The 25,659-nt window shown below is 34.7% G+C and carries 27 protein-coding genes; 17 read left to right on the top strand and 10 right to left on the bottom strand.

Annotation, left to right across the window (positions count from 1 at the left end):
• Positions 1-26 precede the first annotated feature (26 nt).
• The 6 genes from Q0845_RS16935 (at position 27) to Q0845_RS16910 (ending at position 5,340) form a co-directional block, all read left to right on the top strand.
• Complete coding sequence (locus Q0845_RS16935; RefSeq protein WP_298515715.1) at positions 27-842, top strand: T9SS type A sorting domain-containing protein; 816 nt, start codon at positions 27-29, stop codon at positions 840-842.
• Between the two features lie 216 nt (positions 843-1,058).
• Positions 1,059-2,720 (top strand): alpha/beta fold hydrolase, encoded by a 1,662-nt coding sequence (locus Q0845_RS16930; RefSeq protein ID WP_298515712.1) that lies wholly within the window; start codon positions 1,059-1,061, stop codon positions 2,718-2,720.
• Between the two features lie 440 nt (positions 2,721-3,160).
• Positions 3,161-3,523 carry a cytochrome c gene (locus Q0845_RS16925; RefSeq protein WP_298515709.1) on the top strand — a complete coding sequence of 121 codons (363 nt, stop codon included), beginning with the start codon at positions 3,161-3,163 and terminating at the stop codon, positions 3,521-3,523.
• 32 nt (positions 3,524-3,555) lie between these two features.
• The gene (locus Q0845_RS16920; RefSeq protein ID WP_298515706.1) at positions 3,556-4,101 is read left to right on the top strand and encodes a YceI family protein; all 546 of its coding nucleotides are present in this window, start codon (positions 3,556-3,558) and stop codon (positions 4,099-4,101) included.
• Positions 4,079-4,483: a hypothetical protein gene (locus tag Q0845_RS16915; protein ID WP_298515703.1), complete on the top strand. Its 405-nt coding sequence runs from the start codon at positions 4,079-4,081 to the stop codon at positions 4,481-4,483. Before Q0845_RS16920 ends, Q0845_RS16915 begins: the two co-directional genes overlap by 23 nt.
• 5 nt (positions 4,484-4,488) lie before the next feature.
• The gene (locus tag Q0845_RS16910) at positions 4,489-5,340 is read left to right on the top strand and encodes a DUF5777 family beta-barrel protein (protein ID WP_298515700.1); all 852 of its coding nucleotides are present in this window, start codon (positions 4,489-4,491) and stop codon (positions 5,338-5,340) included.
• 77 nt (positions 5,341-5,417) lie between these two features.
• Here the strand turns inward: Q0845_RS16910 and Q0845_RS16905 are convergent, their stop codons facing one another.
• The 3 genes from Q0845_RS16905 to Q0845_RS16895 all read right to left on the bottom strand — a co-directional run bounded on the left by Q0845_RS16905 (position 5,418) and on the right by Q0845_RS16895 (position 6,583).
• Complete coding sequence (locus tag Q0845_RS16905) at positions 5,418-5,639, bottom strand: hypothetical protein (protein ID WP_298515698.1); 222 nt, start codon at positions 5,637-5,639, stop codon at positions 5,418-5,420.
• Between the two features lie 165 nt (positions 5,640-5,804).
• Complete coding sequence (locus Q0845_RS16900; protein WP_298515695.1) at positions 5,805-6,116, bottom strand: hypothetical protein; 312 nt, start codon at positions 6,114-6,116, stop codon at positions 5,805-5,807.
• 158 nt (positions 6,117-6,274) lie between these two features.
• On the bottom strand, positions 6,275-6,583 hold the full coding sequence (locus tag Q0845_RS16895; RefSeq protein ID WP_298515693.1) for a hypothetical protein: 309 nt from the start codon (positions 6,581-6,583) through the stop codon (positions 6,275-6,277).
• 329 nt (positions 6,584-6,912) lie between these two features.
• On the opposite strand from Q0845_RS16895, the gene prfA reads away from it, so the two are divergent.
• The 6 genes from prfA (at position 6,913) to Q0845_RS16865 (ending at position 11,204) form a co-directional block, all read left to right on the top strand.
• Complete coding sequence (gene prfA / locus Q0845_RS16890) at positions 6,913-7,986, top strand: peptide chain release factor 1 (RefSeq protein WP_298515690.1); 1,074 nt, start codon at positions 6,913-6,915, stop codon at positions 7,984-7,986.
• A gap of 116 nt (positions 7,987-8,102) precedes the next feature.
• On the top strand, positions 8,103-8,477 hold the full coding sequence (locus Q0845_RS16885; protein WP_367180682.1) for a four helix bundle protein: 375 nt from the start codon (positions 8,103-8,105) through the stop codon (positions 8,475-8,477).
• A gap of 30 nt (positions 8,478-8,507) precedes the next feature.
• Positions 8,508-9,323 (top strand): orotidine-5'-phosphate decarboxylase, encoded by an 816-nt coding sequence (gene pyrF, locus Q0845_RS16880; RefSeq protein ID WP_298515687.1) that lies wholly within the window; start codon positions 8,508-8,510, stop codon positions 9,321-9,323.
• 14 nt (positions 9,324-9,337) lie between these two features.
• Entirely contained in the window at positions 9,338-10,132 is a 795-nt protein-coding gene (locus tag Q0845_RS16875) for an ABC transporter substrate-binding protein (RefSeq protein ID WP_298515685.1), read from the top strand.
• Between the two features lie 247 nt (positions 10,133-10,379).
• Positions 10,380-10,883, top strand: coding sequence for a hypothetical protein (locus Q0845_RS16870; RefSeq protein WP_298515683.1), 504 nt, complete (start codon positions 10,380-10,382; stop codon positions 10,881-10,883).
• Between the two features lie 147 nt (positions 10,884-11,030).
• A complete protein-coding gene (locus Q0845_RS16865) occupies positions 11,031-11,204 on the top strand; it encodes a hypothetical protein (protein ID WP_298515680.1) in 174 nt (57 codons plus the stop codon).
• Positions 11,205-11,284: 80 nt separating this feature from the next.
• Here the strand turns inward: Q0845_RS16865 and Q0845_RS16860 are convergent, their stop codons facing one another.
• The 5 genes from Q0845_RS16860 to Q0845_RS16840 all read right to left on the bottom strand — a co-directional run bounded on the left by Q0845_RS16860 (position 11,285) and on the right by Q0845_RS16840 (position 14,809).
• Positions 11,285-12,364 (bottom strand): peptidoglycan-binding domain-containing protein, encoded by a 1,080-nt coding sequence (locus Q0845_RS16860; RefSeq protein ID WP_298515679.1) that lies wholly within the window; start codon positions 12,362-12,364, stop codon positions 11,285-11,287.
• 79 nt (positions 12,365-12,443) lie between these two features.
• Positions 12,444-13,079 (bottom strand): hypothetical protein, encoded by a 636-nt coding sequence (locus Q0845_RS16855; protein WP_298515676.1) that lies wholly within the window; start codon positions 13,077-13,079, stop codon positions 12,444-12,446.
• Positions 13,080-13,249: 170 nt separating this feature from the next.
• Positions 13,250-13,669, bottom strand: coding sequence for a hypothetical protein (locus tag Q0845_RS16850; RefSeq protein WP_298515674.1), 420 nt, complete (start codon positions 13,667-13,669; stop codon positions 13,250-13,252).
• Positions 13,670-13,674: 5 nt separating this feature from the next.
• A complete protein-coding gene (locus tag Q0845_RS16845) occupies positions 13,675-13,878 on the bottom strand; it encodes a DUF2007 domain-containing protein (protein WP_298515671.1) in 204 nt (67 codons plus the stop codon).
• 226 nt (positions 13,879-14,104) lie between these two features.
• Positions 14,105-14,809 (bottom strand): DUF4197 domain-containing protein, encoded by a 705-nt coding sequence (locus Q0845_RS16840; protein ID WP_298515668.1) that lies wholly within the window; start codon positions 14,807-14,809, stop codon positions 14,105-14,107.
• A gap of 170 nt (positions 14,810-14,979) precedes the next feature.
• Between Q0845_RS16840 and Q0845_RS16835 the strand changes: the two genes are divergently transcribed.
• From Q0845_RS16835 to Q0845_RS16815, 5 genes are all read left to right on the top strand, one after another.
• Positions 14,980-15,867, top strand: a complete 888-nt coding sequence (locus tag Q0845_RS16835; protein WP_298515666.1) for an alpha/beta hydrolase fold domain-containing protein — start codon at positions 14,980-14,982, stop codon at positions 15,865-15,867.
• Between the two features lie 6 nt (positions 15,868-15,873).
• Positions 15,874-16,854 carry an MBL fold metallo-hydrolase gene (locus Q0845_RS16830; protein WP_298515663.1) on the top strand — a complete coding sequence of 327 codons (981 nt, stop codon included), beginning with the start codon at positions 15,874-15,876 and terminating at the stop codon, positions 16,852-16,854.
• Between the two features lie 98 nt (positions 16,855-16,952).
• Positions 16,953-20,393, top strand: coding sequence for a methylmalonyl-CoA mutase family protein (locus Q0845_RS16825; protein WP_298515660.1), 3,441 nt, complete (start codon positions 16,953-16,955; stop codon positions 20,391-20,393).
• Positions 20,394-20,723: 330 nt separating this feature from the next.
• Complete coding sequence (locus Q0845_RS16820) at positions 20,724-21,686, top strand: heme-binding protein (protein WP_298515657.1); 963 nt, start codon at positions 20,724-20,726, stop codon at positions 21,684-21,686.
• Positions 21,687-21,913: 227 nt separating this feature from the next.
• Positions 21,914-24,955 carry a T9SS type A sorting domain-containing protein gene (locus Q0845_RS16815; RefSeq protein ID WP_298515654.1) on the top strand — a complete coding sequence of 1,014 codons (3,042 nt, stop codon included), beginning with the start codon at positions 21,914-21,916 and terminating at the stop codon, positions 24,953-24,955.
• Positions 24,956-25,055: 100 nt separating this feature from the next.
• On the opposite strand, the gene Q0845_RS16810 is transcribed toward Q0845_RS16815, so the two are convergent.
• Positions 25,056-25,388 carry a RebB family R body protein gene (locus Q0845_RS16810; protein WP_298515652.1) on the bottom strand — a complete coding sequence of 111 codons (333 nt, stop codon included), beginning with the start codon at positions 25,386-25,388 and terminating at the stop codon, positions 25,056-25,058.
• A 1-nt stretch (position 25,389) separates the two neighbouring features.
• A complete protein-coding gene (locus Q0845_RS16805; RefSeq protein ID WP_298515651.1) occupies positions 25,390-25,638 on the bottom strand; it encodes a RebB family R body protein in 249 nt (82 codons plus the stop codon).
• Positions 25,639-25,659: the final 21 nt, after the last annotated feature.

Below are 25,659 nucleotides of genomic sequence, written 5' to 3'. Positions count from 1 at the left end.
TTATCAGAAAACTAAATATGAATATTATGAACAAAATTACCTTTACCAACATTTGTATGGCAATTTATTGCCTGTTTACACTACAAGTAAATGCGCAAGATGGCTATACGTATACACTAATTGACAATGGAAATTATAGTTTTTCAATTGGAGCCGTACCGAATGCAAGCGCATCTAATTTTGCTACATCTGTGCAGAGTTATGGATTTACAATTATTGTCCCAGATGGAGTCACAGCAACAGTAACATCTTCTTTAGGCGGAGCAGCGAGTGCTACTTTTTTTGATGGAACTAATGTAGCACAACCAACACTGGATGGCTATTTAATTACAGAAACCTTAGGAAGTCCGGCTTCATTGCCAGCACCATCTGCTGGAACAACAGCGCCTATGGTTACGATTCAAATAAATGGTTCGCCAACAAGCGGAATTTTAGAAATATTAGCAAACGATTCTGCCTTAGCAACAACGGTAACACCTTTAAAAAGCTTCATGCAAGCAGATATGATTGATGATGGATCGGCTGCATTTGCCAATGTGGTAGATCCAAATGCTTCTGGATTATCAGGAACGTCTACGTTTGATTTTTCAACACTTTCGGTAGCTGACAAACAACTTGAAAACTTTTCGGTCTATCCAAATCCAGCAGTAGATATGGTAACGATTAAAAGTGCAGAAACGCCAATTATTAAAGTAGAAGTATATACCATAAATGGACAATTGATACTATCGAAAAAAAATAATTTAGAACGTATAAATGTGAGCCATCTACAGAGTGGAATGTATCTTATGAAATTATACAGTAATGATGCCAGTAAAACAGTAAAACTAACCCGAAAATAGTAGTAAACTCAAAACTAAGTACGTACTACTTTCAAAATTGACGGCAAGCAAACAATTGCAAATAATTTTTGTGTAAAAATGAAGTTGAATGTCATTTTTTATGTAAATTTTAAGTATTAAATTTTGTCATAGAAGTTTATTTATTAATATGGTTTATTAATTAGTTGCTAAGCTAACCGCATTTTGACTTTTAAATGAATAGAATTCAATAGAAGTATGATTCCTAAAATACAATATACAAAAAGTGGTAATCTAAATATTGCCTATCAAGTATTTGGCAATGGACCTATTGACTTGGTCTATATTCCGGGCTGGATTTCCAATATTGATTGGATGTGGGCTTGTCCAGAATTGGTTGACTTTTTTCAGGAATTAAGCAAAGTAGTACGTATTATTCTTTTTGATAAAAGAGGTACAGGACTTTCAGATCGTATTGTAGAACTTTCTACACTGGAAGAACGCATGGAAGATATCAAAGCCGTTATGGATGCTACGAATTCTAAAAAAGCCATTCTTTTTGGACATTCAGAAGGCGGAAGCGTTTCGGCTTTATTCAGCGCCACCTATCCAAATCGAGTGATTGCGTTGATCACTTTTGGAATTTTTGCAAAACGTAGATATTCAGAAGATTATCCTTGGGCGCCAACCGACGAAGAACGCCAAAAGGTGTATGATATGATTGAACACAATTGGGGAAGTGGTGAAATGAACTTAGAATCGCTCGTTCCTTCCAAAGCCAATGACAGACAGTTTATGAATTGGTTGGCAAGTTACTTCCGATCTGGCGCAAGTCCTAGAGCAGCAATGAAACTTACCAAAATGAACACGCAGGTAAACATCATTGATATTCTGAGTTATATAAAAGTGCCAACGTTATTGATGCAGCGTACCAATGATATTGATGTAAAAATTGAAGAAGGAAAATTTATTGCAGCACGTATCAAAGGTTCCAAATTTGTAGAGTTTGATGGAAACGATCATCTTTTTTGGGCAGGAAATACTCAAGAAGTACTATCGGAAATGAAAACATTCATTCGAGAACTTCCTTCATCTGATGGTAGTTACAAAAAAAGACTGTCCACCATTTTATTCGGACACATTATTACAGCTTCTAACTTTAGCATACCATCACAAATACTAGAAAAAGTTGTCACTCAAAACGGAGGTACCATTGTCAATTATGACAAAAAGTTTTTTACAGTTGCTTTTGAAGTGCCTAGCAAAGCGATCACAGCAGGAATAAGCTTACTCAATGATTTTAAGGCAAAAGAAATTCCTTTTTCAGCAGGAATTTACATGAAAGAAAGTGCCAAAAATCACGATGATCCTTTAAATGAAAGAGACAATTATATGATTGCGTCTATTTTATCACTCATAAAACCGAATAAAATTTTAGTGACACAAGCCATCAAACATTTACTTTCGGGAGTTGCCTTCAATTTTTCAAAAGAAACATCAATACTAACCTACAAAACGCACAAACTTTGTAAACTGTATCATGTTACGGATAAATCAAATACAGACGAAAAAATATCGTTCCCTTATGGCTTCTCTAAATACGATTCATTTTTAGAAGATGTTCTCAAAATCATTAATGAACATATAGACAATAATGCGTTTGGTGTAGAAATGTTAACGAAAGAAACGGGCGTAAGTGAACGAAAATTACAACGACGAATCAAAGAGACAACAAGCAAGTCACCAAGTCAATTAATAATGTTTGTTCGACTGAATAAAGCCAGAACAGCATTATTGAACAACAATGAAACAGTTGCCGAAATTGCATTTAAATTTGGATTTTCGAGTCCATCGTATTTTTCAAAATGTTTCAAAAAAGAATTCGGAATACGACCTACGGAAGTATTCAACTCAAAGTAGTATTTTGCAGTTATTTGACGTTTGTAAATGTTGAAGCTGCTTGTAAAAAAGCGTCATAATGTCGGAAAAATACTAGTAAAAAACGGTATCGTTACAGTCAAAAGAACAAAAGAATCATACTTTTACTTTGTAAACTGCCATTTGCACTAAAAATAGAAGCATTCGCCGCAAAGGTACTGTAAACACTGAAAAAGAATAACAACAAAAAAGAAGGTGAAAGTTCCTTTTTAAGGCTAATATTTCCGTTTCAAGGGATTTATTTAGGAGTTATAGGCAAAACCGTTGTTTATTTATAACACTTCTAAATGATTCGTGAAGATTGTATAAATGTAGCTAATAGGTTAAATTTCATAACAAATTAGTTAAATAGGAAACCTGCAAGAAAGCGTTTGATTTGGAAAAAGTATCATAAACGTAAATTAAGAATTAAATTTAAAACAATGTATCGAAAATTAACTTTAGTAACTATGTCGTTAATTGTTGTCACACTTTACAACTGTACAACAAATACCATTGACGAAGGTGACATTACAGATTTGCCGCCAATTGTTGAGGTGGTCACGTATGATGATGATGTAGCATCTATTATCAACACAAATTGTGTAGGTTGCCATAGTGGACCTAATGCAAATGCAGGATTGCAGCTTACGGGCTATGCCAATGTAAGAGCTGCCGCAGAACAAGGAAACTTATTGAATCGTGTAAACAACGCTTCAAATCCAATGCCTCCATCAGGACAACTTCCTCCAGAAACACGTCAAATTATTGACCAATGGGTTGCTGATGGATATCTAGAAAACTAAAAAAACACCTAATAAAACAATACATAAACAATATGAAAAAAATACTATACATGTGCATGTTTCTAGCGGTCGGAACCGTTGCAGCACAAAAATATTACACAAAAACCGGAGAAACAGATTTTAAAGCTTCTGTAGCAGCATTTGAGCCTGTAGAAGCAAAAAGCAATAGTACTACGGCTCTTTTAAAATCAGACTCAGGTGAATTTGCAGCGTTATTATTTATCAAATCATTTCACTTCAAAGTGGCGTTGATGGAAGAACACTTTAATGAAAACTACATGGATTCTGATAAGTTTCCAAAAGCTACATTCAAAGGGAAATTAGAAGGTTTCAATATGTCTGACTTATCAAGTACAGCCAAAGAATACAAACTATCTGGAGTCTTAACAGTAAGAGGAGAAACTAAAAACGTTTCAACAACAGCCAACATATCTAAAGATGGAGACAAAATAATAGTAACATCGGCGCTTTCTGTAAAACCACAAGAATTTGGAATTGAAATTCCAAGTATTGTACGCGAAAAAATAGCAAAAGAAATTAACATCACCATGAATTATGAGCTTGTCGAAAAAAAGTAAAAAAAGAATAATTATTGCCCTAGTAGCCATCGCTGCTGTACTTGTTGGTGGATACTTCTACCTATACCAATCGCATCAATCCATTAATGATATGGAAGTCGCTTTTAAAGGAAACTCACAAGAGTTTTTAACCAAAATAGAAGCCAATGCAGATGAATGGACTACAGGAGGTAATAAAGTAGTTGAACTCACAGGTGTCATTAGTGGAAAAGACCTAAAAGGTGTTACCGTAAACGGAAGCATCTATTTCCAATTGGAAGAAGGAACAAAAACTGATGCCTTAAAAGAAGGACAAAAAATTAATATAAAGGGTAGAATTATCGGGTATGATGAAATCCTAGAAGAATTGAAACTTGACAAAGCAATCATTCTTAAAAAATAACATAAATGAAACACTATTATATACTAGCATTATGCTGTTTGTTCAGCATAGGATTGCAGGCACAAGATGATTTACTAGACGAGTTGGAAGGTGAAGCAACGCCAGAAACATTTGAATCACCTGCATTCAAAGCCATGAAAATTGGTAACTTACAATCGACAAAAGTAGGAGCAAAAGGAGACTTTTATTTATATGTATCGCACCGATTTGGAACTTTAGATGATGGATTGTCTACGTTTTTCGGATTTGACAATGCAAACACAAAAATTCAATTGGTATACGGACTTTTTGAAGGTTGGCAGTTTGGAGTAAGTAGAGAATCTTTACGACAAACCTACGCGCTTTCTACAAAAATGAAAATAAAAAGTCAATCAGATAATTTTCCTGTAAATCTTGTAGGATACGCTACAGCGAATATAAACACGCAAGTGCGAAAAGATCGTTTCCCGTTCTTAACATTTTCAGATCGTTTAAGCTATACAACGCAGTTATTAATTTCACGTCGATTCAATAATAACTTTTCGTTTGAACTAGCGCCATCATATGTGCGTCATAACTTAACACTAGAAGCAGCTCAAAAGCACGATCAATTTGCCATGGGAGCAGGAGGACGTTTAAAAATAAGCAAACGTATGTCTATCAACATGGACTATGTGTACAATTTCAGTAGAGCAGATGGAACAGCGTTTAGAAATCCGTTGACCATTGGTGTAGATATTGAAACTGGAGGACACGTATTTCAATTGCTATTCTCCAATGCACAATCAACTAACGAACCAGGATTCTTGAGCTATGCTGAAGGCGATTGGGGAGATGGAGATATTTTCTTCGGATTTAATATTGTGCGTGTATTTTAATCACAAAACATTCAAAAAAAATACAAAAGGCTTTCAATACTATTTGAAAGCCTTTTTTTAATCTGTAAAAAAAGCTCTTAGCATACAAATGTTGGACATGCAGTCGATTGACAAGCTACTGTTATGCATGTGAAAGAATCACAGTCAAAAGTTGGTAAAACGCAATCAAATGTGTCATAACAAGCAAAAACTGTGACGCAAAAATTAGTGCCGCCACCAACAATGTCATTTGTGTTTAATTGAGAAACTTTTGACTTAGAAAGTTGAAGCTTTTTCAATGATACTTTTTGTTTTTTCATGATTATAATTTTAAGTTGAATACTTCTCAAAACTAGCAAAATGTAACAGCTAAATAAAGAAATCAAAACATTACTGTATAGATGGTATAAAAATGAAAATAGTTGGTATAAAAAAGGCTCTCAGATACCTGAAAGCCTTTAAAAATGTTGTTAAAAATTGTATGCTTAGTAGCACTGAATCCCTGGAGGGCAAACAGAATCTGAATTACACCCAATATTAGATCCACATCCATTTGTTGGAGGAGGACATCCGTTTGTTGGACAATTTTGTGTTTGTGGAGGGCAATTTACTGTGATACATCCATTAGTTGGGTTACAGCCAAAATCAGTAAAACATGGTTCTGCAGTTCCTGTCCAAGACTGGAATCCACCAGTTGTCCATCCACTAGTTCCTCCTGTTAAATTGTCCGATTCTAAAGAAGCTACTCTAGACTTTTTTAAAGCCAATTGTCTTAAATTTACTTGCTTTTTTTTCATGATATATAAGTTTGTGGTTAACGACACAAAAATAATAAGAAGTTATAGGTTTCATCGATGGCAAGTCCGTAATAAAAGTAGGTTCTCAAAACAATATTAAACAAAAAAGCTTCCAGAATTTCTGAAAGCTTTCGTTTGTATTTTTATGTAAAAAAGGTCTAGTAACAATATACTCCTGGAGGACATACTGAGTGAGAATTACATAAAAGTGTTGCTGGTGGACAATTTTGTGTCGCTGGTGGACAACCATTTGTTGGACAATTTTGCGTTTGTGGTGGGCAACCTGCTGTTGGACAAGCATTTGTTTGGTTACACCCAAAAATTGTTCCACAACCATAATCAGAAAAACATGGTTCTGCTGTCCCTGTCCATGATATGAATCCTCCAGTAACACTGTTTGACTCTAAAGAAGCTACTCTAGACTTTTTTAAAGCTAGTTGTTTCAAATTTACTTTCTTTTTTTTCATGATATATAAGTTTTTAGTTAAACTATAAAACTACTAAGAAACTGTAAACTTTTTCGATGGAAATTCCGTAAAAATGGTAATGTTTGCTAGAAAGAATATAGTATTACTTTCTGTTGGAAATTAAGTAGTTATGTGTTTTTTTTTGATTCAGAATGCAGGTTCTGGTGTTTTACAATCATATGTTTTTGGAGCATTAATTTCGAAGTAAGATAAGTCTGTATAAATAAACAGAAATTTGATACATTCGTATACATGTTTTAGAAGTCTAGGAGAAAACTACAAACAATCAATAAAAATTGTAAATTTGCAAACCTGAAAAGAGAAGTTACATGTTAGAAAAGTTACAAATAGTAAAGCAGCGTTTTGATGAGGTGAATGATTTAATCATTCAACCAGACATTATTTCTGATCAAAAAAGATACGTACAACTAAACAAAGAATATAAAGATCTTAAGATACTTGTTGAAAAAAGAGAAGTATACAAAGAACTTGTAGATAATATTGCTGAGGCAGAAGAAATTATTTCAGATGGAAGTGATGCTGAAATGGTAGAAATGGCTAAAATGCAATTGGATGAAGCGAAAGAAGCTTTGCCAATACTAGAAGAAGAAATCAAATTCTTATTAATTCCGAAAGACCCTGAAGATAGTAAGAATGTCGTTGTTGAAGTTCGTGCCGGAACTGGTGGAGATGAAGCTAGTATTTTTGCAGGAGATTTACACCGTATGTATACAAAATACTGTGAAGGTCGCGGCTGGAATGTAAGTGTTGTAGATTATAGCGAAGGAACTTCAGGTGGATTTAAAGAAATTATTTTTGAAGTATCTGGTGAAGATGTTTACGGAACTATGAAGTTTGAAGCTGGTGTACATCGTGTACAACGTGTACCACAAACGGAAACTCAAGGTCGTGTACACACAAGTGCAGCTACCGTAATGGTATTGCCAGAAGCCGAAGAATTTGATGTAGAATTAGATATGAACGATGTTCGTATTGAACGTACCACATCTACAGGTCCAGGAGGACAATCGGTTAATACAACGTATTCTGCAATTCGTTTACATCACGGACCATCAGGATTGGTAGTAAGTTGTCAAGATCAAAAATCGTCACACAAAAACTTAGAAAAGGCCTTAAAAGTATTGCGTTCTCGTTTATACGAAAAGGAATTGGAGAAAAAGTTAGCTGCCGATTCTGCACGTCGTAAAAGCATGGTTTCTTCAGGAGACAGAAGTGCTAAAATTAGAACATATAACTACCCGCAAGGACGTGTAACCGATCACAGAATTGGATTAACATTATACGATTTATCAAACATTATCAACGGAGACATCCAAAAGATCTTGGACGAATTGATGCTTGTAGAGAACACGCAGAAACTCAAGGAGTCAAGTGAACTTTGATATAGTTGTTAGTTTTTTTGGTCTTAGGTCTTAGATTTTAGGTCTTGGCCTTTAGATGAAAACCTATCGTATACTTGAATTTGTAGAAAATACCCTCGAAATGCTCTAATATTTAAATTATTATTAGAAATTTTCGAAAACTAGAAATATGGAATGATGCTATTGAGGTAGTAACAATAGTTTACAAATTAATAAAAAAGTTGCCAAATACTGAAAAGTTTGGTTTGTATTCGCAACTTTCAAGAGCTGTAATATCAATTCCTTCTAATATAGCAGAAGGTTGTGCAAAAGACTCACAGAAAGAATTTATTAGGTTTTTAAAAATAAGCTTAGGATCTTCTTTTGAAGTAGAAACACAAATTATTATATGTATAGAACTTGGTTATTTTACTAAGGATGAAGGAGAGTCAATTATAGAAAAGATTAATATTTTACAAAAAAGAATTAATGCTTTGACAAAGTACGCAAGAACCCAAATATCCAAAGCCTAAAACCCAAGACCCAAAACCCAACACCAAAAAATGACAACAACACAACTAATTGCAGAAATTCACAAAAAGAAATCGTTTTTATGCATTGGATTGGATGTAGATTTAGAGAAGATTCCAGCATTCTTATTGGAAACAGACGATCCGATTTTTGAATTTAACAAAGCAATTATTGACGCAACGCACCATTTAGCAGTAGCATACAAACCAAATATAGCGTTTTATGAAGCTTACGGAATCAAAGGTTGGAAAGCGTTGGAAAAAACAATTCAGTATCTAAATACAAATCATCCAGAAATTTTCACCATTGCCGATGCAAAACGTGGAGATATTGGAAATACTTCAAACATGTATGCGAAAGCCTTTTTTGAAGACTTGGCATTCGATTCCATTACAATAGCGCCATATATGGGGAAAGATTCTGTAGAACCTTTTCTAGCTTTTGAAGGTAAGCATACCATTCTATTGGCATTGACTTCAAATCAAGGTGCATTTGATTTTCAAACAAAAATGATAGATGACAAAGAAGTTTACAAACATGTATTAGAGATTTCTAAAACGTGGGAAAATAGTAAAAACTTAATGTATGTGGTTGGTGCAACCAAAGCTTCATTTTTAGGAGAAATTCGTGAAATTATTCCAGAAAGCTTTTTATTAGTTCCTGGTGTGGGCGCTCAAGGCGGGAATTTACAAGAAGTTTGCAAATATGGAATGACAGAAAACGTTGGACTTTTAATCAATTCTTCTCGCGGAATTATATATGCTTCCAACGGAGACGATTTTGCTTCAGCAGCAGCGAACAAAGCACAAGAATTACAATCGCAAATGGAAACAATTTTAAATTCCTAAATCATTTTAGCTTGATGGAATTTACAGACCAAATGCAACGACAATTTACGTTAGAAAAAACACCAAAACGAATCATTTCGTTGGTGCCATCGCAAACGGAGTTGTTGTATGATTTAGGTTTGGAAGATAGCATTGTAGGTATTACAAAGTTTTGTGTGCATCCGTATCACTTAAAAAGTACCAAAACGATTGTCGGCGGTACAAAGAACATCAAAATTGATAAAATAAAAGAACTGCAGCCAGACATCATTCTTTGTAACAAAGAAGAAAACACAAAAGAAATTGTAACTCAATTAGAAGCGTTATTTCCTGTACATGTTTCAGACGTAAAAAACATTTCCGAATCGTTGGAAATGATTACACAATACGGAACAATGTTTAAATGCAATACAGAAGCTTCAAAAATCAATGATAAAATTGAATATCATTTAAAAGATTTTCAGCATTTTGTACAGGACATTCCTGTGCAAAAAGTAGCATACTTTATCTGGCGTAAACCGTGGATGGTTGCTGGACAGGATACATTTATCAATTACTTGCTAAAACTGTGCAAGTTTGAAAACATTTACGAATCGCACGGAAGATATCCAGAAGTAGAACTAAAAAAAATACGTTTGCAAGGCGATCCAGATATTGTCATGTTATCTTCTGAACCCTATCCGTTTAAAGAAGAACATGCGTTTGAAATTGGAAGATGTACACATCATGCAAAAACAGTATTTGTAGATGGTGAATATTTTAGTTGGTATGGTTCGCGGCTAGCCAAAGCTTTTGATTATTTCAAGCTACTTCACAAAAGATTGCAATAAAAAAATCGGGCAATGAAACCCGATTTTCTATTTTTTAACTAACCCAAAAATGTTGTAGTAGATTATTACAACACTGCAAATATAAGTGGAAAACCTAGACTTGTATGTTAAGAGAATATTAGAAATTGATTAAAAAATGTTAAGAATTGTAAAAGTTTACCAATTGATTATCAGTTGAAAAAATGTTTTTTTATAAAATCATCAAAATTTATGGTATCTTCAATAGTACAAATCAATTCCCTCTATTATGAAAAAAATACTCATCATTTGTATTGCATTATTCTCTTATACAGTAACCGCTCAACAAAGCAAATGCGCGTGTTGTACTGAAAATCATCAAGCTTTTGACTTTTGGATAGGAACATGGAAAGTCACCAATGCAGATGGTACATTTGCAGGAAAAAATACCATCACAAAAATAGAAGACAACTGTGTATTGCGTGAAAATTGGACAAGTGCTAAATCTAATTACACAGGAACGAGTTATAATTTCTACAACGCTCAAAAAAAGCAATGGGAACAAATCTGGATCGACAATCAAGGAGGCAATTTGCATCTAAAAGGAAATAGAGTAGGAAACCAAATGATTTTAATTAGTGATGAAGTACTATCTCCAAAAGGGCAAAAATATGTAAACAGAGTTACGTGGACATTGAACGAAAATGGTTCTGTACGCCAGCATTGGGAAACTTCCGGAGATCAAAAAACATGGAAAACGGTATTTGATGGTTTATATGTGAAAGAAGAATAAACTTTAAAATTATCACCAAAACTACTTCCAAATATATCTATAGTTCAACTATGTTATAGAGTTTAACACGTTGTTATTGAGTTTTTTGGATGGTAATGCATTCTTTAATTTTTTATCTTTAGGTATATGAATTAAAAACTTATAACCATGAAAAAAAAGAATTTAAAGTCATTAAAATTAAACAAAAGATCCATTTCTAATTTTAATGATGTCAAAGGAAGTTCAAATCAAACAGGACTGAGTCCATGTGAATTTACACCAACTTATTATTGCGATTATATGACAAATCCAGATGGTATGTGTTTACCTGTCAGATTGTAAATATGTTCCATCATCAAACATTGCATGCAGCGGACTTAGGTTCGCTTTTTTTAATTGTACTTTTTCTGTAGAAATAGTATTTATCCTTTTCCTAATTGTACAGCTTCTTGCATAGCTTGATAGCGTTTTCTCCAGGCAGCTCGATCTTTGTTTAAATGATCGTCAATATGAACAGGATCTTTCGTGTTGAAATTTCCGCCCCAACGCAATTCCGGATCGTCAATGATTAAGCTTAAAAAGTATTTTACCGGATCGTCAACGTTTGGATATTTTGTCAATACTTTAGAATTGGCCCATTTTCCATTTCCATATTGTAAATTCATATCAATTCCGTGTCCTGCCAAATGGTTTGAAAACGTAGCGGGCTTTACAATGGCACCATGCACATTGGTCGTAGTTCTGAATGAACTTGTTATGTATACAAAAACATTGGCTTGCTTTGCGTAACCATTAATTTTTTCGAGTGCTGGTACAAACTGTACATCTGCTCTGCAAGGTTTTCCAGAAAAATTAGAAGCTTCAAACAGTACTAAAGGCGATTTTTTGTTCGGTAAATTTTTAGAAGCCAAATCACTCCATTTACTTCCGTAATATTGATTAATATCTTTTAAAAACTGATTGATTAATGGTCGTGTTAACAAATCGCCATCCGATTGAATTCCATGATCGCTTGCATATTTCATCACAGCGTTTCGCGTGCTATTTCCGTAAAAACCATCGGCACCAAACTTTGCAAAATTCAATTGTTCTCCATAACCTTCTGTATTTAGAAATACTTGAATTGCGGTAATGCTCATCTTCGTTCCTTTAGAAATATATTTTTTAGTACGCAAATCGGAAGTATGTATTTGCCACAATACGTACATTTCAGGTAGAAAATCGTGTCGTTGTAATATCAACTTTGCCAAATCATCCGTAACAGCATCTCCTTGACTATGATGTCCGTTTCTTTTCGCAAAAGCGGCTACAGCTGCGGTAGTAGCTCTTCCATAATCACCGTCGGCTTGGTAATTATCCCATTTCAACTCTTTTCGAAAACCCAATTCGAAAAGCGTTCGTTGCAAATCAGTGATTAAAACTTTATCGTTTGATCCTCTAAATAAGGACTGATTGATATTTCCTTTTTTTAACGCTGCTTCGAGCAAATTTGAACATTCCATGGTAATAGCTTTTTTTCGTGATAACAAAGTACTAAAAATTAAGCAGAGCGGAAAAGGGGGAAAACACGGAGTTTATTAATTATCTTAAATCATCAATAAATCCACTTGCAGCACCAGATCTTTTGGGTCTATTCTGTTTCCTTAAAACACCTGTAAGTCTGTCAAACTGTGCTCTGGTTACTTTCCCTTTTCTCCATTTGTATTGTCTTGCAAGCTTAAAAGCATACTTATTATAATTTGGATGACTTCCACCACCTTTTATATGATGCATTTTTCCTTTATCCAAATGTTTTAAACGTAAATGGTTCGTTCTGCGTCTTCCAGAAGGTAGCATCATTCCATTCACAGCGCTATTTGCCCAAGCTTTAGGGATTCCGTAATCTCTACATACTTGTGCCGGAATTAAATGTTGTGCTTCTCGTCCGCGTTTCCATCTTTTAAAGGCAACTCCTTTTATTCTTTTTCCGCCACCTCTTTTAAAACGTTCTCTTGCCAATTTTGCAGAATCTCCATATTTAGGACCTCTGACCAATTGAACTACTTGTCGTTGAACAATTTGATTGTTATATTTTTGTTGATATAATTTTTTCTGAACGATGGAAGATGCTCTATTATCTACCAACTGAAAAACAGGCTTTGTAGTTCCTTTTTTAGGAACACTATGTGCCGCAGAAAGCTGTTTCTTCTGTACAGTAGTTTCAAGATGTCTTTGCATAGAAAGTTCTCTTTGGTAGTTAATTTCAATAGAAATTTAGAGAATAATTTGCAAGAAGTGAACATTCAGAGAGTAAAATAAGTACGCTGTCTACGAATTGTATATGCTTTGGAAGAATTTAACTCATTATAACCTTGATGTGCGATTAGTCATAAGGTATAAATTGACTTTTAAAACGAATCAATTTGCTTACTTTTTGTAAGCTTAAAAATACATTCTACATAAAAAACCACAACCATCACCAAAAATGGAATTGCAGAAATAGTGGTTTGCCTTTGAAACTCAACCATCTCTGTTAACGCGATAAGTAATGGAATTGTAACGAGCAGCGGCGCTATTAATAATAGCCACAATTTAGTACCTGAAACTGTTTTCAATCCTAAGAATAAAAAGAGTAATTGCCCAGTTAGCACCACTAAAAAGGGCAGAAAATTTATAAAGTCGCCACGTTGTATTATTTCGGGAAGGTTGAGAAATATAAAAAATTCAAACAAAACCCATGGACCACCAACATGTCTTCCGTACACCATAAAAAAGAAGGAAGAAACGATAAGGGCGAGAAAAATCCAACGACTGATTCGTAGTTTCATGCGCTTTATTTCAAGTCGGCGAGTAATTTCAATGCTTTTTCTACATCTCCTTCTGCTACATGTAAATCAACGGTGCCACCTAAAATTCCAGCGTGTGCGGTATCCATTTTATTGATTTCAAAGTAATTAATTCCTGCCTGATGCAAGATGTTTTTAGCATCCATAATATCTATTTGAACATTGCTTGTATATATCCGTACGTTTTCCATAAAGTAAAATTAATAGTAATACTATCAATATACGAAATTATAGTTGATTTTGCTAGGTTTTTGTCTGGATTTTGGGAAAGATTTGTGAGTTAAAACTTTTAATGACTCTATAACTTAATTGACGAATATCCATAAAAAAACACCATCACAAAATCAAAATTTCATCATGGTGTTTCTATATATTTTAAACAACTGTCACATCGAGCGCAGTCGAGATGGGAACAAATTAATCCTGTAAAGCAAAAACTTTTCTCAACAAATCAGTTGTTCTTGAACCTACTTTGTTACGAATTTCTTTCTCTTCAACAGCAATCATTCTATAAACACCTTTCAAAGCTTCAGTAGTTACATAATCCGTTAAATCTGGATTTACCTTATTTACAAAAGGAATTTTATTATAATTATTGATCAAATTTGCCCAAATACGATCAGCACCAACCTTTCCAAAAGAATTCTGAATTACAGGTTGAAACTTACCATACAAAGCACTTGTTGTTTTTCCTTCCAAATACTGAGTAGCGGCATTATCTTGTCCTAATAAAATATTTTTAGCATCTGCAAACGTAATGTCTTTTACTGCGTTTACAAAAATTGGAGTTGCTTCTTTTACGGCATCTTCAGCAGCTCTATTCAGCATTTTAATTCCATCATCTGCTAAACTTCCCAAACCAACATCACGCAAAGCTTTGTCTACTTTTTGCAATTCTTGCGGCATCAAAATCTTTACAAGGCTATTGCCATAAAAACCGTCTTTAATGGTCAATTTTGACACTTGTTTCTCAATTCCAAAGTCCAATGCCTGACGTAATCCTGCTGCAATATCAGCATTTCCTAGTGTTCCACCTTGTGGCAATTGGCTCACAACTTGCTGTAATTCTGCGCAAGAATTTAACATCAATAATCCAACAAAAGCAATAATGATTTTTTTCATGAGTGTATATTTAAGATTTTTAGACTGTGAAAAAGTACAAAAGGTTTAATCGATTCCAAAATTGTACTCCGCAAAAATACACGAATAATTAAAAGGAAGCATCTATTCGAGTTGAAAATTAGCGCACATATGTTTCAATAAAAAACAATATCTTACTAAAAAAATGCAAAATGAAGCAAAGTCTTTCCTACTACATTACAAAAGCTGTTCTAAAACTAAAAGGCATCAAAAAAACGTTCAGTCAAGATCCAGTGAATGTGAAAAAAATACGGAAAGAAGATGTGTTTGTACCCAAAGGTAGTTTTTACAAAAAGAATGTTACACGAGAATTTCAAATAGAAAAAACTTCCATCACAGAAATAAAAACCCAACATTCAAAAGATACGTTGCTGATGTACATTCACGGCGGCGCTTTTATTTCAGGACCTGCAAAACATCATTGGGATTCGCTTAAAACCATAGCAAAAGAAACAAATTGTATAATTTGGATGTGTAAGTATCCAAAAGCTCCGGAACATAACATCACTGAAATATCACAAAACATTGATGCTGTATATAAGGAAGCATTACAAAAATATCCAGCCGATCAAATAATACTTATGGGCGATTCTGTTGGCGGCACATTAATTACAGCGCTGACACAAAGATTGCGCAACGAAAAAGTCGCACTGCCTCAAAAAATTATGCTTATTTGCCCAGTAATGGATTCAACATTGCAAAATCCAGACATTGAAAAAGTAGATAAAATTGATCCTATGTTATCTAAAGCAGGGATATTGAGTGCTAAAAAAATGTGTGCAGGAGATGAAGGTTTACACAATGTAATGATTTCACCATTAAACGGGAATTTTGAAGGATTTCCTAAAACGATTTTATGTGTAGCAGCACATGATATCATGTATCCAGATCAATTATTGACCGTTGATAAAATGAAAAAAGCAAAGGTAGATTTGGAGTTAATAGAAGGTAAAAACATGCCGCATATTTGGCCATTATTACCAGTAATGAAAGAAGCAAAAGTTGCATTGCAATTACTAATTGAAAAAATAAAGGAGTAAATTTTTATGTTTTTTAAAAAGTCACACAGTAAAAAAAATAGCAATCACAAAGTTTGGTTGTTACTCACGACTTTATTTTTGTGGAGTTGTCAAGAAGAAGTAAAAGAAACAAAAAGCACTATAACGCAAGATTCGCAATATCTCACAGTCTTAGGAACGGCGCAAGATGCAGGTTATCCACAAATCAATTGTCAAAAATCGTGTTGTCAACCGTATCACGAAGGAAACGTAGAAAAAAAGTTGATTTCTTGTTTGGGTTTAATTGATCTCGAAGCAAAGAAAAAATGGTTATTTGATGCCACACCCGATATCGCACAGCAAATTCAAAACCTTTCCAAACAGCTAGAAACGACAACGGTAATTGACGGCGTTTTTCTAACGCATGCGCATATCGGTCATTATACAGGACTCATGTATTTTGGGCGCGAAGCTATGGGCGCAACACAAGTTCCAGTGTATGCAATGCCTAAAATGAAAACCTATTTGGAAAACAATGGACCTTGGAGTCAATTAGTTTCTTTAGAAAATATTAGTCTAAAAAACTTAACGCACAACACTTCCGTAGAATTGACAAACGGACTCCAAATAACGCCTTTTTTAGTACCACATCGTGACGAATTCTCAGAAACGGTCGGTTACAAAATCGAAGGAAAACACAAATCAGCATTATTCATTCCAGATATTAACAAATGGCAATTGTGGGAAAAAGACATTGTAGCTGAGGTAAAAAAAGTCGATTATGCATTTTTAGATGCAACCTTCTTCAAAGAAGGAGAAATTCCAAGACCGATGAGCGAAGTGCCGCATCCGTTTATTGTTGAAACCGCAAAACTCTTTGAAAATGAAGAGCAAGCCACAAAAAACAAAATCATTTTCATTCATTTCAATCATTCAAATCCTGCATTGCAAAAATCCAATCGATTAAAAGACAGTTTACAAAACAAAGGTTTCCAATTTGCAGAAGAAGGAATGCGCGTCGGACTCTAAAAATTCACACACTCCATTTCTTATATATTTCTTAAAAAATGTCCGTTTTTTTTGAATAATCCGTAAATTGCAGCCCTAAAATAGATACTTCATTACAGATGGAACAAGCGCAACCCTACAAACCGACCTATAAAGTACGAATCGTAACTGCTGCATCACTTTTTGATGGACATGACGCAGCCATCAATATCATGCGAAGAATTATTCAATCTACAGGCGTAGAAGTAATTCACTTAGGACATGACAGAAGTGTTGAAGAAGTAGTAAATACTGCGATTCAAGAAGATGCCAATGCAATTGCCATGACTTCGTATCAAGGAGGACACAATGAGTACTTTAAATATATGTACGATTTGTTACAAGAAAGAGGTGCAGGACACATCAAAATATTTGGTGGCGGTGGCGGTGTAATCCTTCCAGAAGAAATTAAAGATTTAATGGAGTATGGAATTACACGTATCTATTCACCAGATGATGGACGTGAAATGGGATTACAAGGAATGATCAACGATTTGGTGCAAAAATCTGATTTCGCTATTGGAGATTCACTAAATGGAGAAGTGAATGTTTTACACGAAAAAAATCCAAAAGCCATTGCACGTGTCATTTCTTCGGCAGAAAACTTTCCAGAAATAGCGAAAGATGCCTTAGATAAAATTCACGAAAAAAATAAAACATCACATACACCAGTGCTCGGAATTACAGGAACTGGTGGTGCAGGGAAATCAAGTTTAGTAGACGAATTAGTTCGTCGCTTCTTAATAGACTTTCCAGAAAAAACAATTGGATTAATCTCGGTTGATCCATCAAAACGAAAAACAGGTGGCGCATTGCTTGGAGATCGTATTCGTATGAATGCAATCAACTCACCAAGAGTATACATGCGTAGTTTGGCAACACGTCAGTCGAACTTAGCACTTTCTAAATATGTAAACGAAGCGGTTCAAGTATTAAAAGCTGCCGAATATGATTTGATCATTCTAGAAACCTCTGGAATTGGACAATCGGATACGGAAATTATGGAGCACAGTGATGTGGCTTTATATGTAATGACACCAGAATTTGGAGCAGCAACACAGTTGGAAAAAATTGACATGCTTGATTTTGCCGATTTAGTTGCCATCAACAAATTTGACAAAAGAGGTTCGTTAGACGCTTTGCGCGATGTAAAAAAGCAATACATGCGTAATAACAATTTGTGGGACATTCCGCAAGATCAATTGCCAGTATACGGAACCATTGCTTCGCAGTTCAACGATCCAGGAATGAACACGTTGTACAAAGCGGTGATGGACAAGTTGGTAGAAAAAACAGAAGCAGATTTACAATCGACTTCAAAGATTTCTAGTGAAATGAGCGAAAAGATTTTCGTTATTCCACCATCAAGAACACGTTATTTATCTGAGATCGCAGAAAGTAATAGAGCGTACGACAAAAAAGCAGATGCACAAGTTGAAGTTGCGCAAAAACTATACGGAATCTATAAAACAATCGGATCTGTTTCAAATGTAAAATCACACGAAGTAGAAAGATCGTTCATGTCTAAAACTGGCTTGGATGAAAACATTATTTTAGAACGATTGGACAGCGAATCGGATATCGAATTGGTAAAATTATTACTCAAAGAGTTCGATCGCGTCAAGCTAAACCTAGATCCATACAACTGGGAAATCATCAACGGTTGGAACGATAAAGTAAACAAATACAAAGATCCGATCTACACGTTTAAAGTACGTGACAAAGAGATCAAAATCAATACACATACAGAATCCTTATCACACGTACAAATACCAAAAGTTGCCTTGCCAAAGTATCAAGCTTGGGGAGACATTTTAAAATGGTGTTTGCAAGAAAATGTACCAGGAGAATTTCCATACACATCAGGATTGTATCCTTTCAAACGTACCGGAGAAGATCCAGCACGTATGTTTGCCGGAGAAGGTGGACCAGAACGTACCAATAAGCGTTTCCATTACGTAAGTCAAGGAATGCCTGCAAAACGTTTATCTACGGCATTTGATAGTGTAACTTTATACGGAAATGATCCAGATTTACGACCAGATATTTATGGTAAAATTGGAAATGCAGGAGTTTCTATCTGTTGTTTAGATGATGCTAAAAAACTATATTCTGGTTTTGATTTAGCACATAAAATGACATCGGTAAGTATGACAATTAATGGTCCGGCGCCTATGTTATTAGGTTTCTTTATGAATGCAGCTATCGATCAGCAATGTGAGATATATATTAAAGAAAACGAATTAGAAGCTGAGGTAGAAGCAAAAATTGCTGAAATCTACAAAGGAAAAGAACGTCCACAATACAATGGCGATTTGCCAGAAGGAAATGACGGATTAGGTTTGATGCTTTTGGGTGTTACTGGAGATCAAGTATTGCCAGCAGAAATCTATGAAGACATCAAAGTGAAAACCATTGCACAAGTTCGTGGAACGGTGCAAGCAGATATCTTAAAAGAAGATCAAGCACAAAATACGTGTATCTTCTCTACAGAATTTGCCTTGCGTTTGATGGGAGACGTACAAGAATATTTCATTGAAAACAATGTACGTAACTTCTATTCGGTATCTATTTCTGGATATCATATCGCGGAAGCTGGTGCCAATCCAATCACACAGTTAGCCTTAACGTTATCAAACGGATTTACGTATGTGGAGTACTATTTAAGTAGAGGAATGGACATCAATAAATTTGGTCCAAACTTATCATTCTTCTTCTCAAACGGAATTGATCCAGAATATTCGGTAATCGGTCGTGTAGCACGTAAAATTTGGTCAAAAGCCTTAAAACATAAATACGGAGCCAATGCAAGAGCACAAATGTTGAAATATCACATTCAAACTTCTGGACGTAGTTTACACGCTCAGGAAATTGACTTCAACGATATTCGTACAACCTTGCAAGCTTTATATGCCATCTATGACAACTGTAACTCGTTGCATACCAATGCGTATGATGAAGCGATTACGACACCAACGGAAGAATCGGTTCGTAGAGCAATGGCAATTCAGTTGATCATCAACAAAGAATTAGGATTGGCGAAAAACGAAAATCCAATTCAAGGTTCGTTCATCATTGAAGAATTGACAGATTTAGTTGAAGAAGCTGTTTTAACAGAATTTGACAGAATTACAGAACGTGGCGGTGTATTAGGAGCGATGGAAACGATGTACCAACGTTCTAAAATTCAGGAAGAAAGTTTATACTACGAAACCTTAAAGCACAACGGACAATTCCCAATTATTGGCGTAAATACCTTCTTGAGTAGTAAAGGTTCGCCAACGGTAGTGCCAAAAGAAGTGATACGTGCGACAGAAGAAGAAAAACAATATCAAATCAAGATTCTTGAAAATCTACACAGCGCGCATGACACAGAAGGTTTGTTATACGATTTACAATTAAAAGCTGTCAATAACGAAAACATATTTGAAGCCTTAATGAACGTTTGTAAAGTATGTTCGTTAGGTCAAATCACAGCAGCTTTATTTGAAGTGGGAGGACAATATCGAAGAAATATGTAGTTATTTCTACAACAATCATGATAAAAAGCATATTAGTATACTTCTATATTAATATGCTTTTTTTATGAACAAACCTCAAATTTTATACTGTTTTTCAAATCCTCAAAATCCTTATAAATAGGTATTGATTCAGAAATCAATTCATGATAGCTTTAAAATGATTTTGTACGGTGCGAAATGAACTCTCAATAATCGTTAAGAACATTGTTTTTAATTACATGTTGGTTGTATGGTTTCCCGTAATGAAATGTAATGTTTTATGTATATACATTATCTATAAAATTTCATTGCATTAAATCAAATAAGTTATTAATTTAAAAATGATGGTTTATGATCAAAAAAACTCTTTTTACACACATTAAAAATAGCGGAAGAACCTTAGCAATTGCTAAGTCAGGTGACGAAGCTTTAGGACCTCTAAAACATCTACCAGGAACGTGGAAAAATACAGAAGCACTGAATGGTAGAGGTTGGAATATGATTGCTGTACCATTTGCAGATGGAAAATTTGGGTATCGATTATTACTAAATCAGTACAATGAAACATTGGTTTTTAAAACTGTAGATAAAGGAGTTCCAAATCGAGGAATTCCTACGAATACAGATGGAACAGATGGTGATCAATTTTTAGTAGCCTTAGATTATTCACAAACAATAGAGCAAATAATAGCTGATGATTTCCCAAAAAGTGGATTGGCAGGAAAACCCAAATTAAAAATACATCATGAACCAGGCTTATGGTTACATATGTTGAATAAGACCACAAATAAACTAGATATTGCTCGACTAGCAACAGTTCCACACGGCGATTCTGTACTGGCTTTAGGGAGAAGTGATTCCAAAACAGGTAAACCTATCATTCCTAAAATTAGTGGTCTGCCTATTGGGTTAAAGAATCCAACACTTAGTAATAAGTATTTAGAACCTTATAAACATTTCAAAGATAATTTATTTCAAGGTGTATTTAATCCTGTAAGTCCTAATGATTTATTAGTTGAGGCTAATAAAGGAGTTAACATAAGAAAAACTACCATACTGGATGTAGACTCAAAAATTGAAACAGGAGGCGTCATCAATATTCCTTTCATAACAAAACAGGCTAATGCAACGGAAATGACTTCTACTTTTTGGATTCAAGAATTAAGAGAATTAGATGACAATGGAAAACCCAAATTAAGACTACAATACACACAAACTGTATTTTTAGACTTTTTTAAAAGAACTGACGGAGTTCCGGGACTCATTAGATGGCCACATGTAAGTATCAATACTTTAGAAAAAGTGTCCGATTAAAACATCCTTTTTTGGATTAGAAGTTTTTGAAAAAATCAAAGAAATATGTAGTAAATCTAGAAGAACTTTCTGTCATTTTTGATAAAGATAAAAAACGGCAATACGTTCCAAACAAAATATATAATACCAAAAATGTATGAATCATGTCGGTTCATACATTTTTTATTTATATCTATCTGTAAACAAAGTATTTTCATCCTCGTAAACTAAAAATAGTGGCAAATTACATGAGGGCAAAATTACTTTTCTTTGGAATATTCCTAAGTACTGTTATGTATACTTATGGACAAGTTCCAGCAAACAATGACTGTGCAAATGCAGAAATTATCTCTGTAACTACTACAAATGCCATATTAGTAAGTTTTAATAATGGCATGGCAACACAAAGTTTGTTAAGTAGTTGCGATACTGCTGCTACCACTTATCCAGATGTTTGGTACGAATTTACCATGCCTGTTAACGGAAACATTCGAATAACGGGTGTGAATGGCTTAGATGGTTTTTCCTTATACAATACCTGTGGTGGCGCTGAAATAGGCTGTTTTTATGATGATGGATTTTTCTTTAACCTTTCAACAGGAACCTATAAACTCCGTGCAACAAGTACTTTAGCTCAAGCTGGTGCAGATAGTTTTAGCATTCAAGCTTTTGAAACGATTGCTAATGATGAATGTGCTACAGCAGAAGTGATTACCGATGATATTACGACACTACGATCTATCAGTTTTGATAACAGAGCCGCTACCGAAAGTTTGGACGCAAGTTGCGATACAGCAAGCAATATCTATTTAGATGTTTGGTATGAATTTACCATGCCAGTGAATGGCAATCTACTCATCTCAGGAGTAAATAGTCTAGATTTGTTTACATTATATGACGCTTGTGGAGGTAATGAAATTGCCTGTTCATCAGACGATACTTTTTTCTATAATCTTTCCACAGGAACGTATACGCTTAGAGCATACAGTCGATCTATTCATGCTTCTGCAGATAATTTTAATATCCAAGCCTTTGAAACGGTAGCGAATGATGAATGTGCTACAGCAGAAGTTATTACAGACGATATTACCACTGAAAGAATCATTGCTTTTGACAATAGAGCCGCTACCGAAAGTCTACAGGCAAGCTGCGATAATATAAACAATACGTATTTAGATGTTTGGTATGAATTTACAATGCCAATCAATGGAAATTTTCAAATAACAGGTGTAAACAGTTTAGATGCGTTTACCTTATATGATAGTTGTGGCGGTTCAGAAATAATATGTACTACCGACGATACATTTGTCTACAATCTCACTGTAGGAACTTACTATTTAAGAGCGTATAGTAGAGCAATTTACGCTTCTTCTGATAGCTTCCGAATTCAAGCTTTTGAAACAGTCGCGAATGATGAATGCGCTACTGCAGAAGTGATTATGGATGATATTACCACGCTAAGAACCATCAATTTTGACAATAGAAATGCTACCGAAAGTTTAGAAGCAAGTTGCGATACGGCAAGCAATACCTATTTAGATGTTTGGTATGAATTTACGATGCCAGTCAATGGAAATTTATACATCTCAGGCGTCAATGGTTTAGATCGTTTTACGCTATATGACAGTTGCGGAGGTTCAGAAATTATATGTTTCGATAATGATACATTTGTATACAACTTAACTACAGGAACCTATTTCTTAAGAGCATACAGTCTAGCTATATATGCTTCCGCAGATAGTTTCAATATACAAGCTTTTGAGACAGCTGCAAATGACGAATGTGCTACTGCAGAAGTCATAATGGATGATATTACTACAGAAACAACTATTAATTATGATAACCGTGCTGCTACCGAAAGTTTAGAAGCGAGCTGTGATACGGCTGGTAATGCCTATTTAGATGTTTGGTATGAATTTACCATGCCAGTCAATGGAAACGTTCGAATTACAGGTGTTAGCAGTTTAGATCGTTTTACAATATATGATAGTTGTGGCGGAACAGAAATTGTATGTTCCAATAATGATACCTATACTTATGATTTAACCGCAGGAACCTATTTGTTAAGAGCCTACAGTTTATCCATATACGCTTCCGCAGAGAGTTTCAATATCAGAGCGTTTGAAATATTACCGAACGATGATTGTGCAAATGCAGAAACGATTTCAATCGCAGGTATTGGTGTGTGTGGGACACAAAATGTTACAGTCGACCTCAGAGGTGCTACAGAAACAACTATAACAGACATCGGAAGTTGTTTTAATAGTTTACAAACTTGGTTAGATGCTTGGTATTCTTTTGAAGCACCAATTACAGGAAACATATCGCTTACAAGCACAAATTTTAGTAACACCTTTGCCGTATACGAATCTTGCGGCGGAACAGAAGTTGCTTGTTTTACAGACGATGGTGTCATACCTGTCGTATTCGGAAATACCTATTACATACAAGTTGCCAAGTCAGAGATATTAGCAAATGAAGTTACATTTTGCTTGGAAGGAACACCAGCAATTGCAGCAGGAACACCAGGAATATGTGAAACCATACCAACGATTGAAATTTCAACAACACAAGGAAATACCGACGAATGGGTTCCCATTTATGATGCATCTGGCGATATTGTCGCTGCTATCGATGCCAACGGAAACGATTTAGGAAACGTAAGTACAACTTTATTCATTGAAAATGCTGATACAAGAGACTTCTCTGGGCAACCGTATTCACGGCGAGAAGTCTCTATCAGTACCACAAATGCGCCATCAACCAATGTAAATGTACGCTTGTACACACTTGGTGATGAGGTAGATGATTTAATTCTAGCAGATAGTAATCTCTCAAATATTTCAGGGTTAGAACTCATGAAAGTAGCAGGAAATACCTGTACTGCGGGTTATGTTTCTGGAGGAGATTTTATCAATGCAACAGGCGTTTCATATTTGGATAACGATTACTATGTACAATTTTCAACCAATTCATTTTCGGTTTTCTATCCAACATCAACAAACTTAAGTGAAACTTTAAGCGTTCCATCCATAGAAAATAACATATTAGGTGTCACAATTGCGCCAACTGTTACGGATGGAATCATATATATAAAAGCAGATACATCTCTTACAGATGTTACTGTAAATGTGTTTGATATTACGGGAAGAAATATCTATCAAGGAAATTTTGAAACCATCAATCAAACACAACAATTTGTGAATCTTGGCGGATATACGTCTGGTGTGTATTTTATGAAAATTACGCATCAAGACGCACAATTGACAAAAAGAATCATATTAAAATAGTTAGTAGTATGATACTTTTACAAAAGCAGTGTCACTAAGCGTTTTTTAGTCTTTACGCCGCGTGACACTGTTTTTATCTTATAAAACAAAAAACTATAATTTACTTTTTCTTACCTGAGATTTGTCTGATTACTTTTTCAAAATCACTCAAGCTTGCTGTAATATTATTGTTCTCTATCGTCTGATTCATAATTTTTAAAGCTTCTTCTGGGTTTGTCTCTAACATTGCTTTTACAGCAACAGTTGTCGCCGCGTTTTGCAGCATGTATAATTGTTGTTGTTGACTCACCATGTTTAGCATTGCTAAAGATGCAGCTTCTACAAGTGCTTGGTTTGCGATCAACTCTAAATTATCGTTGTCTGCGCTTTTTAAAAGTGTATTAATAGATTTAATAGCATCTTCTATTTGATTGTTTATATTTACTGAACTCATATTAATTTCGGATTAAAGATTGTACACATACTGATATTGTAGCATTATATGCTATTTCTGTTTGTCCCTGAGTACTCACTGAATTTTCATAAAGAAGTCCCAAAGAATGTGCTGCGGTTTGGTAAACATTTCCAATTGCCATTGCAGGTGTTTCTGAAACTACTTTTACATTTGTTTGTGTAACCGCATCTGTTATTTGGGATGATGTTACTATCTTTTCTTCTGGTGTTGTCTTTTTTGATGTTGCCATAATGAATTATTTTTTGATTTG

It is taken from the genome of uncultured Kordia sp., from assembly GCF_947489565.1.
Lineage (GTDB): Bacteria > Bacteroidota > Bacteroidia > Flavobacteriales > Flavobacteriaceae > Kordia.
Note: the sequence above shows the minus strand (reverse complement) of the source record. Positions and strands in the feature narration are given on the sequence as shown.

Coding starts and splice junctions, on each gene's coding strand:
- pyrF (WP_298515687.1), top strand. CDS start 8,508: ATGACAACAACACAACTAATTGCAGAAATTCACAAAAAGAAATCGTTT.
- Q0845_RS16935 (WP_298515715.1), top strand. CDS start 27: ATGAACAAAATTACCTTTACCAACATTTGTATGGCAATTTATTGCCTG.
- Q0845_RS16870 (WP_298515683.1), top strand. CDS start 10,380: ATGAAAAAAATACTCATCATTTGTATTGCATTATTCTCTTATACAGTA.
- Q0845_RS16830 (WP_298515663.1), top strand. CDS start 15,874: ATGTTTTTTAAAAAGTCACACAGTAAAAAAAATAGCAATCACAAAGTT.
- Q0845_RS16845 (WP_298515671.1), bottom strand. CDS start 13,878: ATGGAAAACGTACGGATATATACAAGCAATGTTCAAATAGATATTATG.
- Q0845_RS16875 (WP_298515685.1), top strand. CDS start 9,338: ATGGAATTTACAGACCAAATGCAACGACAATTTACGTTAGAAAAAACA.
- Q0845_RS16905 (WP_298515698.1), bottom strand. CDS start 5,639: ATGAAAAAACAAAAAGTATCATTGAAAAAGCTTCAACTTTCTAAGTCA.
- Q0845_RS16835 (WP_298515666.1), top strand. CDS start 14,980: ATGAAGCAAAGTCTTTCCTACTACATTACAAAAGCTGTTCTAAAACTA.
- Q0845_RS16925 (WP_298515709.1), top strand. CDS start 3,161: ATGTATCGAAAATTAACTTTAGTAACTATGTCGTTAATTGTTGTCACA.
- Q0845_RS16815 (WP_298515654.1), top strand. CDS start 21,914: ATGAGGGCAAAATTACTTTTCTTTGGAATATTCCTAAGTACTGTTATG.
- Q0845_RS16860 (WP_298515679.1), bottom strand. CDS start 12,364: ATGGAATGTTCAAATTTGCTCGAAGCAGCGTTAAAAAAAGGAAATATC.
- Q0845_RS16920 (WP_298515706.1), top strand. CDS start 3,556: ATGAAAAAAATACTATACATGTGCATGTTTCTAGCGGTCGGAACCGTT.
- Q0845_RS16915 (WP_298515703.1), top strand. CDS start 4,079: ATGAGCTTGTCGAAAAAAAGTAAAAAAAGAATAATTATTGCCCTAGTA.
- Q0845_RS16895 (WP_298515693.1), bottom strand. CDS start 6,583: ATGAAAAAAAAGAAAGTAAATTTGAAACAACTAGCTTTAAAAAAGTCT.
- Q0845_RS16840 (WP_298515668.1), bottom strand. CDS start 14,809: ATGAAAAAAATCATTATTGCTTTTGTTGGATTATTGATGTTAAATTCT.
- Q0845_RS16930 (WP_298515712.1), top strand. CDS start 1,059: ATGATTCCTAAAATACAATATACAAAAAGTGGTAATCTAAATATTGCC.
- prfA (WP_298515690.1), top strand. CDS start 6,913: ATGTTAGAAAAGTTACAAATAGTAAAGCAGCGTTTTGATGAGGTGAAT.
- Q0845_RS16855 (WP_298515676.1), bottom strand. CDS start 13,079: ATGCAAAGACATCTTGAAACTACTGTACAGAAGAAACAGCTTTCTGCG.
- Q0845_RS16805 (WP_298515651.1), bottom strand. CDS start 25,638: ATGGCAACATCAAAAAAGACAACACCAGAAGAAAAGATAGTAACATCA.
- Q0845_RS16865 (WP_298515680.1), top strand. CDS start 11,031: ATGAAAAAAAAGAATTTAAAGTCATTAAAATTAAACAAAAGATCCATT.
- Q0845_RS16820 (WP_298515657.1), top strand. CDS start 20,724: ATGATCAAAAAAACTCTTTTTACACACATTAAAAATAGCGGAAGAACC.
- Q0845_RS16825 (WP_298515660.1), top strand. CDS start 16,953: ATGGAACAAGCGCAACCCTACAAACCGACCTATAAAGTACGAATCGTA.
- Q0845_RS16900 (WP_298515695.1), bottom strand. CDS start 6,116: ATGAAAAAAAAGCAAGTAAATTTAAGACAATTGGCTTTAAAAAAGTCT.
- Q0845_RS16810 (WP_298515652.1), bottom strand. CDS start 25,388: ATGAGTTCAGTAAATATAAACAATCAAATAGAAGATGCTATTAAATCT.
- Q0845_RS16910 (WP_298515700.1), top strand. CDS start 4,489: ATGAAACACTATTATATACTAGCATTATGCTGTTTGTTCAGCATAGGA.
- Q0845_RS16850 (WP_298515674.1), bottom strand. CDS start 13,669: ATGAAACTACGAATCAGTCGTTGGATTTTTCTCGCCCTTATCGTTTCT.